The organism is Levilactobacillus parabrevis ATCC 53295 (assembly GCF_001434055.1).
GTDB classification, from domain to species: Bacteria; Bacillota; Bacilli; order Lactobacillales; family Lactobacillaceae; genus Levilactobacillus; species Levilactobacillus parabrevis.
Genome location: NZ_AZCZ01000029.1, coordinates 16,009 through 34,470 on the forward strand (window position 1 = coordinate 16,009; position 18,462 = coordinate 34,470).

20 protein-coding genes are annotated in these 18,462 nt (G+C 49.8%); 4 read left to right on the forward strand and 16 right to left on the reverse strand.

Annotation, left to right across the window (positions count from 1 at the left end):
* Positions 1-9 precede the first annotated feature (9 nt).
* Complete coding sequence (locus FD07_RS08455) at positions 10-582, forward strand: cadmium resistance transporter (protein ID WP_020089908.1); 573 nt, start codon at positions 10-12, stop codon at positions 580-582.
* 84 nt (positions 583-666) lie between these two features.
* Here the strand turns inward: FD07_RS08455 and FD07_RS08460 are convergent, their stop codons facing one another.
* Positions 667-1,281, reverse strand: a complete 615-nt coding sequence (locus FD07_RS08460) for a LysE/ArgO family amino acid transporter (RefSeq protein WP_020089909.1) — start codon at positions 1,279-1,281, stop codon at positions 667-669.
* A gap of 134 nt (positions 1,282-1,415) precedes the next feature.
* Complete coding sequence (locus FD07_RS08465; protein ID WP_020089910.1) at positions 1,416-2,012, reverse strand: sugar O-acetyltransferase; 597 nt, start codon at positions 2,010-2,012, stop codon at positions 1,416-1,418.
* 107 nt (positions 2,013-2,119) lie between these two features.
* Here FD07_RS08465 and FD07_RS08470 point away from each other — a divergent pair, with 107 nt between their 5' ends.
* On the forward strand, positions 2,120-2,812 hold the full coding sequence (locus FD07_RS08470) for a hypothetical protein (RefSeq protein ID WP_020089911.1): 693 nt from the start codon (positions 2,120-2,122) through the stop codon (positions 2,810-2,812).
* A 42-nt stretch (positions 2,813-2,854) separates the two neighbouring features.
* On the opposite strand, the gene FD07_RS12615 is transcribed toward FD07_RS08470, so the two are convergent.
* The 3 genes from FD07_RS12615 to FD07_RS08485 all read right to left on the reverse strand — a co-directional run bounded on the left by FD07_RS12615 (position 2,855) and on the right by FD07_RS08485 (position 4,574).
* Positions 2,855-3,133 (reverse strand): helix-turn-helix domain-containing protein, encoded by a 279-nt coding sequence (locus FD07_RS12615; protein WP_020089912.1) that lies wholly within the window; start codon positions 3,131-3,133, stop codon positions 2,855-2,857.
* A gap of 2 nt (positions 3,134-3,135) precedes the next feature.
* Positions 3,136-3,498 carry a type II toxin-antitoxin system RelE/ParE family toxin gene (locus tag FD07_RS08480; protein WP_020089913.1) on the reverse strand — a complete coding sequence of 121 codons (363 nt, stop codon included), beginning with the start codon at positions 3,496-3,498 and terminating at the stop codon, positions 3,136-3,138.
* Between the two features lie 194 nt (positions 3,499-3,692).
* Positions 3,693-4,574, reverse strand: a complete 882-nt coding sequence (locus tag FD07_RS08485) for a LysR family transcriptional regulator (RefSeq protein ID WP_020089914.1) — start codon at positions 4,572-4,574, stop codon at positions 3,693-3,695.
* Between the two features lie 136 nt (positions 4,575-4,710).
* Here FD07_RS08485 and FD07_RS08490 point away from each other — a divergent pair, with 136 nt between their 5' ends.
* Together FD07_RS08490 and FD07_RS08495 are read left to right on the forward strand one after the other, a co-directional pair.
* On the forward strand, positions 4,711-6,348 hold the full coding sequence (locus tag FD07_RS08490) for a malolactic enzyme (protein WP_020089915.1): 1,638 nt from the start codon (positions 4,711-4,713) through the stop codon (positions 6,346-6,348).
* A 217-nt stretch (positions 6,349-6,565) separates the two neighbouring features.
* On the forward strand, positions 6,566-7,537 hold the full coding sequence (locus FD07_RS08495) for an AEC family transporter (RefSeq protein WP_020089916.1): 972 nt from the start codon (positions 6,566-6,568) through the stop codon (positions 7,535-7,537).
* A 107-nt stretch (positions 7,538-7,644) separates the two neighbouring features.
* Here FD07_RS08495 and FD07_RS08500 read toward each other — a convergent pair whose 3' ends face one another.
* The 11 genes from FD07_RS08500 to FD07_RS12445 form a co-directional block, all read right to left on the reverse strand.
* Positions 7,645-8,052, reverse strand: a complete 408-nt coding sequence (locus FD07_RS08500) for a nuclear transport factor 2 family protein (protein WP_020089917.1) — start codon at positions 8,050-8,052, stop codon at positions 7,645-7,647.
* 281 nt (positions 8,053-8,333) lie between these two features.
* The gene (locus tag FD07_RS08505) at positions 8,334-8,936 is read right to left on the reverse strand and encodes an NAD(P)H-binding protein (protein WP_020089918.1); all 603 of its coding nucleotides are present in this window, start codon (positions 8,934-8,936) and stop codon (positions 8,334-8,336) included.
* 93 nt (positions 8,937-9,029) lie between these two features.
* On the reverse strand, positions 9,030-10,370 hold the full coding sequence (locus FD07_RS08510) for an MFS transporter (protein WP_020089919.1): 1,341 nt from the start codon (positions 10,368-10,370) through the stop codon (positions 9,030-9,032).
* Positions 10,371-10,594: 224 nt separating this feature from the next.
* Positions 10,595-11,638, reverse strand: coding sequence for a zinc-dependent alcohol dehydrogenase family protein (locus FD07_RS08515; RefSeq protein WP_020089920.1), 1,044 nt, complete (start codon positions 11,636-11,638; stop codon positions 10,595-10,597).
* 74 nt (positions 11,639-11,712) lie between these two features.
* A complete protein-coding gene (locus FD07_RS08520; RefSeq protein WP_020089921.1) occupies positions 11,713-12,192 on the reverse strand; it encodes a flavodoxin family protein in 480 nt (159 codons plus the stop codon).
* A 194-nt stretch (positions 12,193-12,386) separates the two neighbouring features.
* Positions 12,387-13,994 carry a cation:proton antiporter gene (locus tag FD07_RS08525; RefSeq protein ID WP_235804792.1) on the reverse strand — a complete coding sequence of 536 codons (1,608 nt, stop codon included), beginning with the start codon at positions 13,992-13,994 and terminating at the stop codon, positions 12,387-12,389.
* A gap of 48 nt (positions 13,995-14,042) precedes the next feature.
* Positions 14,043-14,492, reverse strand: a complete 450-nt coding sequence (locus tag FD07_RS08530) for a MerR family transcriptional regulator (protein WP_020089923.1) — start codon at positions 14,490-14,492, stop codon at positions 14,043-14,045.
* Between the two features lie 21 nt (positions 14,493-14,513).
* The gene (locus FD07_RS08535; protein ID WP_020089924.1) at positions 14,514-15,167 is read right to left on the reverse strand and encodes an NAD(P)H-binding protein; all 654 of its coding nucleotides are present in this window, start codon (positions 15,165-15,167) and stop codon (positions 14,514-14,516) included.
* Between the two features lie 133 nt (positions 15,168-15,300).
* Positions 15,301-15,432 (reverse strand): hypothetical protein, encoded by a 132-nt coding sequence (locus FD07_RS12740; protein ID WP_020089925.1) that lies wholly within the window; start codon positions 15,430-15,432, stop codon positions 15,301-15,303.
* 37 nt (positions 15,433-15,469) lie between these two features.
* Complete coding sequence (locus FD07_RS08540; protein WP_020089926.1) at positions 15,470-17,461, reverse strand: cation:proton antiporter; 1,992 nt, start codon at positions 17,459-17,461, stop codon at positions 15,470-15,472.
* A 319-nt stretch (positions 17,462-17,780) separates the two neighbouring features.
* A partial coding sequence (locus tag FD07_RS12445) for a hypothetical protein (protein WP_162254223.1) occupies positions 17,781-18,462 on the reverse strand: 682 nt, incomplete at its 5' end.

The window sequence follows — 18,462 nt, forward strand, 5'->3', positions numbered from 1 at the left end:
GATCTGCTCATGTCACTCTCACTACTGTTCACCAGTATCGGCATTTTCTTCGTCACGGACACTGACGATCTCATCGTGCTCCTGCTCCTCTGGTTGGCCGCCAAGAATCGCCGACAGGCCCGCGCCATCATCATCGGGCAATACCTGGGTATCATCACGTTGATTCTCGCCTCATGGTTGATCAGCCGGGGCATGCTCCACTTCAACGTAGCTCACTGGACCCACTGGTTAGGCCTGGTTCCCTTCATTCTGGGGGTGACGGGCCTCGTTAACTGGTGGCCCGCACGACACAATCAAACGTTGCCACCCCAACTGACCCGTGTCGTCAGTCTGCCACTGGTGTGGTCGCTAACACTGGGCAATGGTGGCGATAACCTCAGCATCTACATCCCCTTTTTCACCAGCTTAACAGCGACCGACTTCAGTGGGGTCTTCCTCATCTTTCTGGTGCTGGTCGCCCTCTGGCTGGTGGCTAGTCACCGTCTCGCCCGTTCGACAGCTGCCACCACCTTCTTCGCCCGATTCGGTGCGTGGCTTTCACCCTTACTCTTCATCATCGTAGGATTGGCCATCCTTTTCTAAAATGTTTCATGTGAAACAAAACGTCTCGTTCAGATAATTGCTGCCTGAACGAGACGTTTTTGATTTTATACCTAATCCTAGATTCTACCAAAAGAGCTGGCCAGCTTGCCAGAGCAGGTAAGCACCGTAAAGCATCACGACAATTCCGGAAAGGATGTTGACCCAGAGCATCAGTTTCTGTGGCAACCGTTCTTTCAGGAGACCAAGAATCAACGTGATCCCGGCAAACCAGATGGCAGTCGCTGTGACGACCCCGGTGATAAATGGCAGGACTTCCCCATCAGCCAGCGTACTCCGCAGTGCTCCAAACATCAGACTTGTATCGATAATGGCTTGAGGATTAGCCCAAGTCACGACCCACGCATTGACCAGCGACTTTCCCATGGGCATAGTCTGACTGGAACTCGCTAGCCGAAAACTACTGGCGGACCGCAGAATCCCAAACCCAATCCAGAGAACCAGAATTCCCCCGAGCAACATAATAATTAATTTAACCGTTTCGTGTGCCCCAATCAGGGCGCCCATCCCGAAGAAGGCAGCTAAAGTCAGTGCCGTATCGGCGAACCAGACCATGACAGCGACGATGCCAGCCCGCGGTAGCCGTTGATTAATGGCGTTATTAAAGACAAATAAGTTTTGCATCCCGATTGACGAGACCAGCGCGATACTTAGTAACAGCCCGCGGAAAAACATTGACATAGAATTTCTATCCTCTCATTTTGCACTATCTAATGATGATACACCACCTGAACGAAAAAAACAGCCCCCAAGGCGAGCTGTCAGTGTAACACGAATCTATGTAAATTGATAACTTCCAGCCTATCAGCGCGATTTCAAACGAAATCTTGCCCAACAAATCCGGTCTTATCCGCCGCCGTGATTGGCCGCAACACCCGACAAGGATTTCCCGCCGCAATCACGTTAGCCGGGATATCGTGCGTCACCACGCTGTTGGCTCCGACAATGGTATTCTCACCAATCGTGACGCCCGGCATCACCGATACATTGGCTGCTAACCAGCAGTGATTCCCGATTGTAATGGGCTTGGCAATGCACCCGCCCAGCTGACGCTCAGTCGGATCAAACAGATGATTGCTGGTGTACAGGCCAACCTTGGGGCCAAACAAGACGTAATCGCCAATCGTAATTCGGCCACCATCAAGCATGACCACATCATAATTGGCGTAGAAGTCCCGACCAACGTGAATGTTCGTGCCAAATTCGCAGCGAAAGTTAGGATTGACCACCGGATCAGCACCGGTACTCCCCACCAATGCCGTAAACAACCGCGTCCGTTCTGCTGGATCATTCGTCGCATTGAGCGCGTTGGTCTTGGTCGTAGCACGATCTCGTGCTGCAATCAGCACCGGATCGAGATCATTGTAAGTTTTACCGGTTGCCATGTAGCTAAACTTTTCCTGTATATTCATGGGAAAACCTCCTTCTTAGCGTTAATCATACAAGTTTTGAAAATCAGTCGCAACTTCCGCAATTCCAGGTATAATGGGGGCAAGACAAACCTTACAGGAGGATTACTATGAGCCACGACCACATCATTTATCAAGCCAGCCTTACCCCACAGGGCGACCCGCAGATCACATTTACCCCGGAAACTCCCGACTACGCCAATGTCGACGTCTTCCGCAATCTACTCATGCTATCCATGCAAGCCTCACAGGATGTGCTGCACCTGTCCGATGATCAATTCGAAAAGCTGGTGACTGATGCCTTGGCCGAAGCTCGCGAACGGCGACAAGACAACCTGTTGACGCCACAGGATACCCTCAAGTTAATCACCAAGAATCTCATGACCAACAAACGAGAAGAATTCACCATCCCTCTCAATGACCTTCAGGACCTCAGCAACGACGATGACACGTTGACCGTGACGACGTCCAAATTTTCATTTTCCTTCATTGATAACGAGGCCTACAAACAAATCAAGAAGAACGTACCGGCCGATGCCGTTGCCCAAATTCCAGACGCACTGGGCATCGACCACGTGCTCTATGCCTACAAATCCAATCGCGAGGGCGTGGGCCAATTGATACAATATGCGCAGGCCCATAACCTCTACACCGAAATGACCACGGATGATGACGATGATGAGGTTCCCGATACGCCAGAAGAATTCGACAAATTCATGGAACAGGAATTCGGCTACCTCCGGAATGGTAACGATGACCAGCCCAGCAAGTCTTCAAATATTATTCCCTTTCCCAAACGATAGATCAAAACTGCCAGCGCCTCTTTAGGGTGCTGGCAATTTTATTTAGCCGATTGAAATGGACAGCGGCTGATTTAGGGCCTGCGCAATCCGCGCTAGCGTTTTAACTGAAGGATTGCCTGTACCATTCTCAACACGACTGATAGCGGCTTGACTAGTTCCAATACGTTCTGCTAACTCTGCCTGAGAAAGATTAGCTTCTTCACGAGCTTTCATGACCGTCACTGCTAACTCCAACTGCGCAACTTCAGCGTCAAACCCTTCTTTAAATTCTGGATTTTCGCTGAGCTTGTCTATTAGGTCGTCAACCTTTTCTAACTTCACAGTTATTTTCCACCTTTCAGAAATTCATCTCGGACGTTCTTAGCATGCCTAATCTCCCCCACGGGTGTTTGATTCGTTTTTTTCTTAAATCCATGCGTGATAATGTATTGATTAGCAATCGTATGAAAATAAATGCCCCGAATATATTCCCTTCCAATACGCGTCCTAAGCTCATAAAGATTCTGATCTATCTTCTTTACCCACTGCATCTCTCGCGCCACTAGCATCCCCTCAGTCTCAACAAGTCTAATCGTTGCTAGCACCTTGCGTCTTTCTTTATCAGATAGCGATTTTAAAAAATCCTCGAATTCAGATTTACCATTAGATTGCCCCATATAAGTAAAAACAGTTTTAGAATCCTTCATGTCCAGCTCCAATCATTTTACTAGGCAACTCACTGGTCTAATAAAATGGTAAAGCCATTATATCATATATGATGTTAAAACGATATATTTTACATTCCGCTTTATCCATTTTCCACTGACCACCTACTCCTTAACTACGTAATCAAAGGCGAAATATTTTTCAATAGCAGAAATATATTTTTTAAATTAGCTTGTTACTCCAGTGTCCCTCGCAGTACCGCTAACACCTGCTTCTGTGCCGGCGTCAGCACGTGTGACGATCGGTAGACGATGCTAGAAATAAACGCCGGTTGCTCGTCATCCAGCAGTTCCAGCCGGACCACGTCATCGCGGTGCTGATCGACCAACGCAGTCAGGTAGGTGACGCCCACATTTTCTGCCACCAAGTTCATGATGATATGGGTATCGCGGGCCCGGTAGACCACGTCCGGCCGGAAATGATTGCGCCGGGCCAGCTGATTAAACGCCGTATTATGGATAAAACTACTATTAAATAACACGAACTTTTCCCGACGTAGCTCACTGAAGTAGATCCGTTTGCGCGCCGCCAGAGGGTGCTGCCGTGAGACAAAAATGTTGAACGGCTTGCGATCGAACTCCTCAGCCACCAACGTCTCGTACGATAGGGGCTCCGTTGACCCCAATAGGGCCAGATCTACCTGACCGTCGCGCAGGGCGTTGCGCAGCCAGACCGACCCGCCTTCCAAAGTCTCGATATTTTCCAACATCCCCAACTCCTGCAAATGGGCAGCCACCCGTGGGAAGTAGTGGTTCTCAATGATTGGCGGCAATCCCAGTACCGTTCGCTGTTGTGTCAGATTGCTGATCTCGTGATGGGCCAGCGCCAATCTTTCCAGAATAGCCGCCGCATGGATCGCCAACTGCTGACCACTCGCCGTCACCGTCAGGGTGTTGTGGACCCGGTCACGCAACACCAGCTTTGACCCAAAATCCGTTTCCAATCGCTTAATGGCGGTGGTAATCGTCGGCTGAGTTACGCCGAACTCCAGGGCGACCTGCGAAAAGTTTTTTAATTTAATTAAACGGTCAAAATAGGCTAAGTCTTTCGTGTTCATTTTAGAACTCCTCTCTAGTACTGTTTATAGGCCCATTATAAATTATTTTTATAACAACCGCTAGATTTGACTATAGTTTTTATAACCGGTTATAGTATGACTTGTAAAGTTAACCACGAATTGGAGGAAATCATCTATGAAATCCACAGCTGCAATCTTAAATAATCCATTTTTAAATAAAGGCACCGCGTTTACTCAGGCTGAACGCCAATCACTCGGTCTCGTCGGGACGTTACCCAGCCACGTCCAAACGCTAGACGAACAAGCCAAACAAGCCTACGCGCAATTCCAAAGCAAGCCTAATGACCTGGAAAAACGCATTTTCCTGATGAACCTGTTCAATGAGAACCGGACGCTCTTCTTCCGGCTGATGGACGATCACGTCGTTGAATTCATGCCAATCGTGTATGACCCAACGGTTGCCGATTCTATTGAAGAATACAGTCACCTTTTCACCGACCCCCAAAACGCCGCTTTCATCTCCGTAGATGACCCCGACAACGTCGAAGCTGCCTTGAAAAATGCCGCTGACGGTCGGGACATCCGGTTGGTCGTCGTAACCGACGCTGAGGGAATCCTCGGTATGGGTGACTGGGGCGTCAACGGTGTCGACATCGCCGTGGGTAAACTGATGGTTTACACCGCAGCCGCCGGCATCGACCCCGCCCAAGTGCTGCCCGTCAGCATTGATGCCGGTACCAACAACGCTACCTTACTCGCCGATCCCCTCTACTTAGGGAACCACCACAAGCGGGTCACCGGTGACCAATACTACGACGTCATCGACCGCTTCGTGACCGCAGAACAGAAGCTATTTCCAGAATCACTCCTGCACTGGGAAGACTTCGGGCGCTCCAACGCTCAAGTCATCCTCGATAAGTACAAGGATAAAATTGCCACATTTAACGATGACATCCAAGGAACTGGGATGGTCGTCTTAGCCGGAATCCTCGGCGCCCTGAACATCTCCAAGGAAGATATCAAGGATCAAAAATTCGTGACGTTCGGTGCCGGAACTGCCGGCATGGGTATCGCCAACCAGATTCTCGATGAATTGAAGCGCGCTGGCCTTTCTGAAGACGAAGCCCGCAAGCATTTCTACGCCGTCGACAAGCAAGGCCTGTTATTCAGTGACACGCCAGACCTGACCGCCGCACAGGAACCATTCACCCGCGACCGCGCCGAATTCGACAACGCCGACGAGCTGACGACCCTAGCTGCCGTGGTCAAGACGGTTCACCCAACCGTCCTGATTGGCACGTCTACCCAACCGGGAACCTTCACCGAAGCCATCGTCAAGGACATGGCGGCTCACACGGAACGGCCAATCATCTTCCCACTGTCCAACCCAACGAAGCTGGCCGAAGCGACGGCTGCTGACCTGATCAAATGGACGGATGGTAAGGCTCTGATTGCCACCGGGATTCCTGCCGGCGACGTGGACTACAAGGGCACCACTTACCACATTGGCCAAGGAAACAACGCCCTGATGTATCCGGGCTTGGGTTTCGGTCTAATTGCCGCCAAGGCCAAGGTCTTAAACGGGGAAACTCTCTCTGCTGCTTGCCACGCCCTCGGAGGCATCGTCGACACCACCCAACCCGGGGCGGCCGTCTTGCCACCCGTTTCGCAACTGACGACATTCTCCCAAAAGTTGGCTGAAATCGTGGCCCAAAGCGTTCTCGACCAAAAGTTAAACAAGGAGCCCATCGCCGATGCCAAGCAAGCCGTTGCTGACATGAAGTGGGTCCCAGAATACAAGAGTCTCGACTAATCTGCTCCAAGACAACTTAATTCACACGTTAATTTGTGCCAGCAGGAGTTGGTTCACCCCAATTCCCGCTGGCATAATACGTCGTGATCCGTTGTGTATGATTAAGTTGTAGCATAACAGTTAATCTTAAAAACCACTTGTCTCAAAAACAAATCACTACCCTACAGCGCTTGGCATAAGTCGCTGAAAGAAATTATTTGAAAGAAGGACGTCACTCGTGGCTGTATTATGGAATTCGATTCAAAGTGTCCTCGTCGTTGTTTTAATCATGATCCTTGGCTTTGTCCTCCGGCGGCAAGGCTGGTTCGATGATAAATTCGGCGGGACCATCTCAAAGTTTATTAAGAACATTGCACTGCCCGCCTCCATCTTCGTTTCCGTTCTAAGTCGGTTAACGCGGGGGCAACTGGTCTCCTTCTCGGGTTACCTAGTCTACGCCTTTCTTGCCGTTATCATCGGCTACGTGATTGCATTCGGCCTGGTACGGCTCATGCACGTGCGGCCTGGTCGTAAAGGGATCTTTATCAACGCCATGGTCAACGCCAACACCATCTTCATCGGGTTACCCTTGAACATCGCCCTGTTTGGCGATAAGAGTATGACCTACTTTCTGGTCTACTATATCGTCAACACCGTATCCACGTGGGCGTTTGGGGTCTTCCTGATTTCAAACGATGATCCAACTAAGCCGAAGGAAAAGCACCACAACAAGATTGACTGGAAGAAAGTCATCCCGATGCCACTGGTTGGTTTCCTAGTTGCCCTGATTTTCCTGCTTCTCAACATCCCCGTGCTCAAGGTCAGCTTCATTAACTCTACGCTGACTTACGTGGGGAACCTGGTGACACCGCTCTCCCTGATCTACATTGGGATTGTCCTGGCCGATGCCGGGTTGAAGAGTATTCACTTTGACCGTGACACCATCGTCGCCTTGCTGGGTCGGTTCGTCCTGTCCCCTATCCTGATGGTCGGGGTATTACTAGCTGCCGGTCACTTCGGCGCCACCTTCCCAACGCTGGCTTCACAAACCTTGATCGTGCAATCCGCAACACCAATGCTGGCTGTCTTGCCAATCCTGGCGAACGAATCCCACGGTGACGTGGAATACGCCACCAACGTAGTCACGACTAGTACCGTTCTATTTATTGTCGTGGTCCCAGTCTTGATGTCATTGATTCAATTTATCTAGTCTGCTTACTTCCAATTTTGTGAGGGGGCACTGCCGTTATGGTGGTGCCCCTTTTTGACGTTTAAATTTTCCCAGACAAAAGGGCCGCTCCTCACCGGAAACGGCCGCTAATGTTTCACATGAAACATTGGTGTTGCTTTAACTTTAGCCGTTAGTAGGTCGTCACGACGGCCCCCCATAATTTGTAAATCGCCATTGATGCGTTGGACCATCATGTCCGTATTCAGTGGCCATTCGTACTTGCCACTCCCGTGAATGCTGGCAACGACCCGGTTCTGTCCAACAACGCGCCAGCCATCATCAGTAGCTGTTACCGCCACGTGATCCTCAGCAGAGGAGAAGTACCGCATGGTGCCCCGCTGAAGTTCACCTAACCATTCGGCTCGAGGCTGAACGTAGCCGGTCATGTGAGTCAACGTGAAGTCTGGTGCCAGCAACCGGTCCAGCGCCGTCGTATCATCGGCAGCCATGGCGACGTTGTAGGCACGATACAAACTCAAAATTTCTTCATTCATTTTTACTTACTCCCTTTCAACTTAACTGATTGAACCTACTCTAATCCCTTGAAGTAACTGCAAGGCAAGCCTTTTTCCAAAATAATCACAAAAAACTCGCCGCAGATCCGGGGGAATCTACGATGAGCTTCTTGTTAGTCGTTGTTTTTTTCTATATTCGTTTGAATCTTCTGCTACTTTGAAGTCGACATACCGGTGATTCTTGCTATCCAGAATATTCTGGTAGACCACACTCACGTCATCGATCCCAACCATTTTAATCTGTCTTATTCAAGAACAGCTTACTTCCGGTTAATCCCTAAACTGTCGCGTGATCCCAACGTTTCATCGTGAGCTAACCGCATCACGAGATCAGCAATACTTTGCCGGGAAACATCGTGGCCGCCGAAGGGTTCGCCCTTCTTAGTGACTTGATAATCCGTGTCACCACCATTGTCGAACCAGCCGGGACGGATCACCGTGTAGTTCAGGTCAGAGGCTTCCACAGCATCAGCCGCGTTCCGGTAGCCCTTCAGCATTGGATTGCGCCGCAGATTTCCGCTTGCACCAAGGCTAGCCGGAATTTCATTGTAAATACCCATGGAAGCGATAAACAACAGCCGCTTGACACCAGCTTCGTCCATCCCTGCAATCAGGCTTTTGGCCATACCAGCCAAGTTACCACTCAAGGCGGCAAAGACCACGTCCTGCCCCTTTAAAGCGTCCTGTAAAACTGCCGCATCGGTAACGCTCCCAGTCACAGCTCGCTCGCGGTCGGATAATTTACCCAAACGTGCCGTACTCCGGGCCATCAGTGTTAACTGATCATCCGTGTTGTCCAAGAAATATTGCCGGGTGACACTGCCCACAGAACCCGTTGCGCCAATAATTAAGATGTTTGTCATGATGAATATCCTCCGTTCGTGATTGAATAAACCTAGTGTAATGCCTTGCAGTTACTTCAAGGCAAGCGTTATTTGCAAATTAATTTAACTTTTTTAGTTTGACTGCCGTTCACCCGGTACAATCAGGAAGATTGCCGCTAATAAGGCTAGAACCAGCAGGCCACCACCCATTAAAATGGCGTGTTGGAAGCCGGCCACTTGTCCAGTGAACAATCCTTGCACCGTCACCAGAATCGACAGCCCCACGGAGCCCCCAATCTGATGCATAACGTTGACAACTCCCGAGGCCGCTCCAGCGTCAGAACCACGCGTATGGGCCACACCGGCCGCCGTAAAGGGACTAAGTGAGAAGCCTTGACCAATCCCAACAATGACCATCGGTGCGGCAATTCCCCACCAGTAGCCAACTGCTGGTGTAAAGCGACTCATCCACACCATGCCGATCGCCGTCAGGGCAATCCCAATGACCAGCAAGCCACCATTGCCCCATTTCGCCGTTAAGCGTGCTACCTGTAAGGCGACGATAAAGTTCACGATGGTTAAGGGGAAGAACGCCACCCCAGCCATTAAAGCGCTAAATCCCAGTTGATTTTGCATCAGCTGGGGCGTGATGAACCAGAAGCCCATCATTGCTCCCAGATAGAGGAACCGGCCAACGTAGGCCCCGATGCGTTCACGGTCGGTGAATAACCGCAATGGCATGATGGGTTGCCCCGTTCGATGTTCTTGATAGATGAAGATTCCTAAGAATAGAATCGCCAACAGGAAGGCTGGCAGCTTGGCCCAGTCACCAATAATGCTGTAAACCAGGGCACTCATCCCGATCAGAGAACTAAAGGTCCCCAGCCAATCTAATTTGCCGGTCTGACCGTTGTCCTTATCCAAATACTTAACTGCTAAATAGAACATCCAGACACTGATTGGCACGTTCATGAAGAAGCCGACGCGCCACGTCAATAGGCTGGCGAAAACTCCACCGATGACCAGACTCACACTAGCTCCGATACCGGCCATGGCTCCGTAATACGCAATGGCCTTGACCCGTTCGGCACCTTCATAAGTGTCCATCAAGATTGCCAGTGTCGTCGGTGCTAAAATAGCCGAACCAATCCCTTGAAAGGCCCGGGATACAATGATCATGGGTGCGTTGACGGCTAGCCCGACGAGCAGTGACCCTAAACCGAAGATGACCAGACCAATCTCAAACACCCGTCGGCGACCAAACAAGTCCCCCGCCCGGCCACCTAATAGGAGGAAGCCCCCAAATGTCAGCGAGTAAGCGCTACTGACCCAGGACAACGTTGCTTGATTCAAATTTAGGTCTTGAGCAATCTTGACCGTCCCCGTAAAAATGATCGAGTTATCCAATAGAATCATAAAGTAACTCATTAAGATGACCAGTAGAATCCAATCGAATCGTCTTTGCTTTGCCATGTTTGTTTTACCTCTCTCGTCTTTAATTGAATGATTAGGAGTTTAGACCTTCATCTGGACTTCAAGGCAAGGGGTAATTTGAAAAAGATTGAATTTTGCATTCACACGGCAAAAATCCCGCCAGACAGCCATAGACTCTGCGGCGGCAAAAATCGGCATAAAAACACGGGCTAACTTTAATCGGTTAGCCCGTGTTTTTATTATTAATAATTAATTCCATTCAGCTAGTCACTAATAATTAACAATGACTTGATGGCCTCCCGCTTATCCATTGCAGCATAAGCCTCTGCGACGTGATCGAGATCGAAACGCTTGGTGAACACCTTACCGGGGTGAATCTTACCGGTCAACACGGCATCCAACAGCACGTTGCGGTCGTAAGTCGTGACGGAAGCAATTCCTCCACGCAGACCGATATTCTTCCAGAAGAGGTTGTTCGTGTTCATCTCAGCTTTTTGAGGAACGCCGACCCGGCCAACAACGGCACCGGCCCGACCGACTTTAACGGCCGTATCGATGGATTGGGCGGTCCCAACACACTCCAAGACGGCATCGGCACCAGCGCCATCAGTCAGTTCCATCACACGCTTAACCGCGTCATCCCCACGTTCAGCAACCACATCAGTCGCCCCAAACTCTTTAGCTAAAGCTTGGCGATCGGCATGACGACTCATCGCGATGATTCGCTTGGCTCCACGAAGCTTGGCGGCAATCACGCCACACAGCCCCACGGCACCATCGCCCATGACGACAACCGTGTCACCGTCCTTGACTTCAGCGGTAGCTGCGGCATGGTAACCGGTCGCCATCACGTCAGCCAACGTCAACAGGTCGTTGAGTTGGGCATCGGAGTAGTCGCTAGGTTGGCCAGGAACCTTGACCAGCGCCCAGTTGGCATTCTTGAAGCGTAAGTATTCGCCTTGGTACCCAACGATTTCGTCATCGGTCCGGGCATTTTCACAGTTGCCATCAAAGCCAGCCAAGCAGGCCGCACAGTGACCGCAGCCGTGAGTAAATGGTGCGATGACAAAGTCACCCGGGTTGACGTTAGTGACTTCGCTCCCAACACTTTCAACGATAGCGATGGCTTCGTGGCCGACCGGCGTGTTCTTTTGCCGGTCATTGATGCCCCGGTACCACCACAGGTCGGAACCACAGACACAGGCCCGCACGATTTTCAAAACGGCGTCCGTAGGATTCTTGACCGTTGGCTTAGGTAATTCTTGGGCTTCAACCTTGCCCGGTTCAACAAATACAGCTGTTTTCATTGATTCATCCTCCAATTTTAATCGATACGGTTAGTGTAGACCTTAAAGTGGACTTCAAGGCAAGCGAAATCTGATTAATTCTGAAAGTTTCGCCACCAGCCACGTAATACCTGTTGGTCGCGAGGCAAATCGCCGGCTGTCATTCCGAGACCCATCACGAACGTCCCTTGCGTAATCAGCTGTTCAAAGTCATCCTCATAGCCCCCAGGGTTGCCCGCGTCCGTATAGAACGGGGCGACGAGACCCCGAAAGGCACCCAACTGTTGCAGGAAGCTCCGCACCGGCGTGGCGACCTTACCGCTCCAGACAGGCCCTCCGACCAACAGTGTTTGATAGTGGCTAAAATCTGGTAGTCCATTGGTCAACGTCGGCAAATTGCCGCTCGAAAGTTGTTGACTAGCGACATCGGCAGTCGCGAACATATCGGGTGGAAATGTGCCTTGGGCGACGGTCAAATTGACTTTATCCGCCCCCGTCACCTGCTGTAAATCAACGGCCATCTGAGCGGTCGTCCCGGACCAGGAATAGTCCACAATCAAAGTTGAGCTTGCCATCTGAAAATCTCCTTCACGTTTCATCTTGTGTCTAGTATACCGGGTTACAGTCCCTCTAAGTCAATGCTTAGCTCAGGAATCGTATTAATCATATATTTATTGCAATTATTAACTATTTATAAAAAGCATGGACTCAACCACCCCCATTATCACGGTGACCGAGTCCATGTTAACCTTTCGCTTAGTGCAGGCTCCTACACCATCCGACTGTACGGATCGACAACCAAAGCCTCTGACATCAACACTTCTGTGTAAATATCGTGAATCAGGCTGAGCTCAACGACGTGTTGACGGGCCTGCTCCGTCAAGAATTCACGTTCACTGGCAAACGCCTGCATCATCGCCCAACGTTGATCACGACTCTGCAGATACGTGATAGCCGCGTGATGACTGACGGTTCGCCGCCACCGATGTAAGAAAGAACGCAAGGGGTTGGTATTATTTTGATCCCGCAGCTCGTAGATGACGGCCCGTTTCACGTCAGCGGCCAAATCTAACGCATTGACTCGTTGAATCCCGACCGCCGTCATTTCCTCACGAATCCGCGCTAGAATAGCCGGCTTACTGAGTGCATCGCCATCCTGCGGCAAGAGCAACTTGAAGAGAATCGTTGGCACCAACATGCTAACGATGATGACGACCGTTTCCACTAGAATAATCTGTTGAAATTGACGTGCTGGCACCATACCACCAATTGAAAATGTCATAGCCAGTGTCACCGTTCCGTGGACACCGCCGAGCGCAAACAGCCAGCTATCCCGCCACTGCCGCCGAGCAATGAAACCGTAAGCATAAACGACCCGACAAATAATGAGTAGTAGGTAAACTGCGAGGCCCAGCCACAACCACCGCAATGACTGGAACATTTGTCGGTATTGGCTACTGACGATGCGTTCCAGACTGATTCCCAAGATGACGAAGACTGCACCATTCAAGATTTCCGAACCAAAGTTCAGCAGTTGCGTGCCGAAATACATTTGTCGCGGCGAGCTAAATCGGCTACTATTGGCCTCACCGTTATTGACGAGTCCCGCCACAACCACCGCAATGATGCCAGAAACAGCGACTTCTTCGGCAACCAAATAAATGATGATTGGCGTTAGCAGGTATAGCAGCGATTGCGAGGAAACCACGTTGGCATCGGTGCGTACCAACGCCTGCCGAAACAGCATGAAGACCACTGCCAACACGGCTCCGACGAGTGCCCCACCGATGGCAGAAACCAGAAGCTTACCCACATTTTGGCCGAAAGAAAATTCACTGGTCTTCAGCCACAACAGCCCCGCCTGTAACAGAATTAGACCCGTCGCATCGTTAAATAAGGATTCCATCTTCAATTGGTTCCCCAGCCGCTCACTAATCTTGCGGCCGGTCATGACCGATTCAAACGCCGTCGCATCGGTTGGCGTGCTAATGGCGACCATGACTAGGGCTAGTGGCAGGCTCACAGCAAAGATACCGTGCAGACCCAGCGACGCAACGACAGCCGAAATGATGGCCAACACAAACGCGGTCCCCAGAATACTAGGGATGCGCCGACCAACCCGGACCATCGGCGTGACCTGGCCTTCAAAGAACAGCAACGGCGCAAGAATAAAAATCATGAAGGTCTCATTCTCGAATTCCAAGACCAAATGATTCAAACTGGGAATGAGGGCCACAATGATTCCGGCCACCAGCGCAAAATAGGTCTTGGAAATTTTAGGCACCCACTGCGCGACTAAATTCGCCAAAGCAACCGTAATCAGTAGAACAAATGTCGATGTAAATAGCGCCCTCCTCCACAAACTAAATTTTTCCAATTATACACCAAAAGGGACGACTACCTTATACATAGCCGTCCCTAATCGTTAATAGGCGTTATTAGATTCATCGCTATCTTCAGTTGTTTTTTGTGCAACCTTATCGGCATGCTGGCGTTCCAACTCGCGAAGCTCCTCTTCTGTCGTTTCCATGTGATCGTAGAAGTGATTGAGCTTGTAATTCAGGTGGTCAATGGCCGCCTGTAAGTCATCACGCTTTTCTTCCATCACGCTGAGTTGTTCCTGTAAGAGGGACTTTTGCTCCTTAGTATTGTCCTCTTGAGCATCAAACAACTCGATGTAACGTCGGAGATTTTCAATACTCATCCCCGCCGCGCGCATCTGCGTGACAAATGTGATTCGCCGAATGATGCGGTCGTCGATATCTCGGTTACCGACCGCCGTCCGGTCGATGGGGGGAATCAACGATTCTTTTTCGTAATAGCGAATCGCTGCGGAGGAGACCCCCGTCTTTTCGCTGGCTTCTTTAATGTTCATTTTATCTTCGCTCCTCACAGATTAGTAAACAGGTCGGTCTTGGCCCTCAGTATCCGGGTCAGCCATCCCAATGCTATCACGGCTATACTTGCTAGGATCGGCGATGATCGTCAAAACGACATCGGCAACACTCTGCCGTGACCCGGAAACGCCGTTGTAGGCTTGGTCTTTCGTGGTCACTACGTATTTAACGCCACGGTCATTCAACCAAGGCAACCGCAATGTCGTGTAGTCTAAACCAGAATCAGCTAATAGCTTATCGGACCGGCGTGCTGGTGCCATCCCGGCACCAATCATTTCTGAATTCCACCGACCAAATTCACCACCAACTTCATTGTACAGCCCTAAGATATTGGCGAACAGAACGCGGGAAACATTGTTGGCCTCCATCCCGGCAATGACGCTGTTGGTCAAGCGGTTTTGCTGGTCGTGATCCACGACGGCAACGAATACCAGGTCTTGACCCGCCATAGCGGCACTCACGGCAGCTGGGTCGGTGATGTCTCCTTCAACTAACGTGACGCGAGGATTGTCTTGCAAGTTGGCAAGCCGACTGGTGTTCCGTAAGAAGAGGGTTAAGTCAACGTCTGCGAATTGGTCTTCCGTTAAAACTCGATGTTCTACAATTTGGGCGATTTGCCCGTTAGCTGCTAAAATCATTACTTTTTTCGTCATTATAAAGTTCCTTTCTTCACGCTTGAATGACCTTAGGTTAAACCTTCATGTGTACTTCAAGGCAAGCGGAAAGTTTGAAAAAATCAAAAAAGATGATCCCTACCCTACCTAGTAGTGAATCATCCCCAAAATATTAGTTAATTTTCTCTTTGCCAATCGGCTCTTTGCGCTCAAAGTTACCGATATCTTTCATCTCAGAACGGAAATCAATGTCACTGAAAGACCCATTCAGCCAAGGATGCGACCTTTGCATTTTATCAGTCAATGCGTCACCCTCCTTTAATTACCAGAAATACTTAATATTAGGCTAAAAATGCCGTGCGATTCTGCAAGTAACTCATTTCGTCATAAATAATCTGTTCTTGCAAATCATCTGCCACAGCCGGCGACATTTCGCCGGAGGCCAGTTTGGCTTGAACCAATTCATACTCCGTGTGAAACGCCGCCAAAAACAGTTGATAGACGATGGACGGATCAACCTCTGGCGCGTTGAGTTGCCGATAGCGTTCGTTGTAGTAGCGTTGAACAACGTCAATCGCCGTACGATTTTCGACATTTTTTAACGCCGACAATTTTGCCGAAGCCGCCTGATTGCCGACTGCCTCAATGGGCCGGATGTCCTCGCCATGCTTCTCAAACCATTGCTGCCAATAAATCTGCTCCATCACCAAGGGCGACGTCATGAAGGTATCCTGGGCCTTCTGGATATCGTGATACATCTGTCCCATGTGCACGCCAAACCACAGACGCAAAATGAGATTCTTCCACCACCGCTGATCAATGGTGAAGCGACTGTATTTTAGAAAGCGCCGATAGTGGCTCCACGCCTGCTCGGTAATCTTACCGTTATCATACAGTGCCTTTACAGCTTTCTCTTCTACCTGATCAGCCTGACGAAAAAACGACCGCTGCTGACGGCGACGAGGGGCTTGCTGCCATTGAAATTGCTGAAGCAACGCATCAATCACAATCTGACGTTCGCTCGGATGAGCCGTTTGGCCTTCCAAATCTTCAATCGCTGCCAACCGCATCCGGTGGTGCCAAGCCATTATCGACTCTGTCTCCGTTGGTCCCGCTTTTAAAAGGTGTGGCAGGGCAAAGGTCGGTACTAACAGACTCAACAGAATAACCACAGTCGCCGTAAAGATCAGCGACCCCCGGAGCGCAAAGGGTTGCCCCTTAATCAACAGCGGTAGTGAGAAAGCTAAGGCCAACGTAATTGTGCCGTTAGCCCCGCTCAACGCCATCAACCAACTGTCCGACCACCGGTGTTTGCTGGGTGCATACATCCAAACAAAGTACCGCGACCAGACTAGCCGCATCACGAACTTCAGACTGTAGATGAAGATTCCCGCTAAGGTGAGTTGCCACCACAGGACTTGTTCATTTTGCCAAACGGCATGAAATACCCGCGGTAATGAAATCCCCAACAGCACAAAAACTAAGCTGGAGAGGATCCCATTAATAACCTCCCAAACGTTGGCGCTGACCATCTGCATGCGACTGGACGTCATACGCAAATGTTCCCGCTCGCCACCTTGGATCAGTCCAGCCGCGACGACCGCCAAGATGCCGGAAAATCCTATCCTATCCGCCACGTAATATAGGACAAACGGCGTCACCAATTCGATGGTCACCAGGACCAACGGCGAGTTGTCTCCCCAACGAATCAACAGTTGGCGAACCCAGGCAATGGCTAATCCTAGCAGGGCACCGAGCAAAAGTCCACCCAAGAACTCTTTTCCAAAGTCCAGTAACGCGGTACCTAACGCAAATTTTCCGGATACATACGTCGCGATTGCGAGATCAAACGCCACAATGCCGGAAGCATCATTGAATAGCGATTCATTTTGGAGAATCGTTTGCGGAACTCGGTACTCCTCACTCTCTGGCGCAATCGCACTCACCGCGGATGCATCCGTTGGCGTCACCACCGCACAGAGCGCGAAGGCTAAGCTGAGTGGGAAAATTGGAAATAACCAGTGCACACCCGTCCCCACAACCAGTATCGTCAGGACAACCAAGACGATTGCCAGCGAGAAAATATTCACAATTCCCCGGCCAACCCAGTAGCGTGAAACGTTTTTCGATTCGTTATACATAAGCGGGGCAATAATCGCGAACGTAAATACATCTGGACTGAACTGAAACCCGTGATACAGTGGGAAAAATGCAAATAATAACCCTAAACCAATGAGAAAAAAAGGTTGTGGTATTCGCGGACAGTGTTTCCCAAGGACATTGCCCCCCACAACCGCAATCAACAAAACCAATACTAAAAATACGGTTTCCATCCGTAACCTCCATCCCGCTAATCAAATTAGAAAAGGTAAGCCGACACCCTCAGCGTCTAATCTTAATTTGACCGATGGCTACACACTTTTTACCACCATCGCCGGTTATTGCGCCCGCTACACTCCCTGAGTGCTATCATTGGCGGACGCTCAGCGCATTAAATCATTACGCCACACCAAAATTGATGTGACCATTCAACTTGTCTGCAGGTCATTATAGCATCAAATAGAGAGCGGTTTCAGCTTAAATTTTCATTCATGGGTTACTGTGGCAACTATTTCAGATCCAATTGCTGATGCATCTGTCCATCAAAACTGCTTAATCCCAATCGTTATTATAATTGTATGTCTCATACGAATAGTCATCACCATCATCATTATCTTCATAATCCGAGTAGTCACTATTGGCAGTTAACTCAAAAGTCTTCTTAAAAGTATCGTTTGACTTAGGCCCCTTGGACCAGATAACCAATTGATCATCACCGGAAAATTCATACTCGTCAAAGTTACCTTCGACGCTAATTTTAAAATAACCTGAGGCATCCGCTACCGTACTGGCTTCTTCGTCTCCACTAATAGAGACTTCCGCATTTGGAATCGTATAGCCACTCACAGATGAATCGAAAATATCGGGAGTTCCCGATAACTTGATAAAGTTACTAGGCTTATAATTCTCCAAGTACCCCTTGATATACAGAGCATCAGAACTGTCGACGTACCGTTTAGTACTCATACTCAGCGATTTTACATTTGCATAGTGGTCCACTTCACGGAGCTTGTATTTAAACGTTAACGTCTTACTCCCAGCAAATTTGCGTTTTAAATGGACAGTGTAGCGTGATTTTGTCGAACCAGTGATATAAGAAATCTTGTAAGTCCGTTTGCCCGCGCGCAAAGATTTTTGATTAAAGTAGATATAATCTCCAGGAACGTCGTCCATCTTCCACTGGTAGTTCCACTTTCCTTGTAATGCTTTGGGAGTGTCAAATTTTTTGTGTAAA

Coding starts and splice junctions, on each gene's coding strand:
- FD07_RS08455 (WP_020089908.1), top strand. CDS start 10: ATGTCACTCTCACTACTGTTCACCAGTATCGGCATTTTCTTCGTCACG.
- FD07_RS08460 (WP_020089909.1), bottom strand. CDS start 1,281: ATGTCAATGTTTTTCCGCGGGCTGTTACTAAGTATCGCGCTGGTCTCG.
- FD07_RS08465 (WP_020089910.1), bottom strand. CDS start 2,012: ATGAATATACAGGAAAAGTTTAGCTACATGGCAACCGGTAAAACTTAC.
- FD07_RS08470 (WP_020089911.1), top strand. CDS start 2,120: ATGAGCCACGACCACATCATTTATCAAGCCAGCCTTACCCCACAGGGC.
- FD07_RS08480 (WP_020089913.1), bottom strand. CDS start 3,498: ATGAAGGATTCTAAAACTGTTTTTACTTATATGGGGCAATCTAATGGT.
- FD07_RS08485 (WP_020089914.1), bottom strand. CDS start 4,574: ATGAACACGAAAGACTTAGCCTATTTTGACCGTTTAATTAAATTAAAA.
- FD07_RS08490 (WP_020089915.1), top strand. CDS start 4,711: ATGAAATCCACAGCTGCAATCTTAAATAATCCATTTTTAAATAAAGGC.
- FD07_RS08500 (WP_020089917.1), bottom strand. CDS start 8,052: ATGAATGAAGAAATTTTGAGTTTGTATCGTGCCTACAACGTCGCCATG.
- FD07_RS08505 (WP_020089918.1), bottom strand. CDS start 8,936: ATGACAAACATCTTAATTATTGGCGCAACGGGTTCTGTGGGCAGTGTC.
- FD07_RS08510 (WP_020089919.1), bottom strand. CDS start 10,370: ATGGCAAAGCAAAGACGATTCGATTGGATTCTACTGGTCATCTTAATG.
- FD07_RS08515 (WP_020089920.1), bottom strand. CDS start 11,638: ATGAAAACAGCTGTATTTGTTGAACCGGGCAAGGTTGAAGCCCAAGAA.
- FD07_RS08520 (WP_020089921.1), bottom strand. CDS start 12,192: ATGGCAAGCTCAACTTTGATTGTGGACTATTCCTGGTCCGGGACGACC.
- FD07_RS08530 (WP_020089923.1), bottom strand. CDS start 14,492: ATGAACATTAAAGAAGCCAGCGAAAAGACGGGGGTCTCCTCCGCAGCG.
- FD07_RS08535 (WP_020089924.1), bottom strand. CDS start 15,167: ATGACGAAAAAAGTAATGATTTTAGCAGCTAACGGGCAAATCGCCCAA.
- FD07_RS08540 (WP_020089926.1), bottom strand. CDS start 17,461: ATGGAAACCGTATTTTTAGTATTGGTTTTGTTGATTGCGGTTGTGGGG.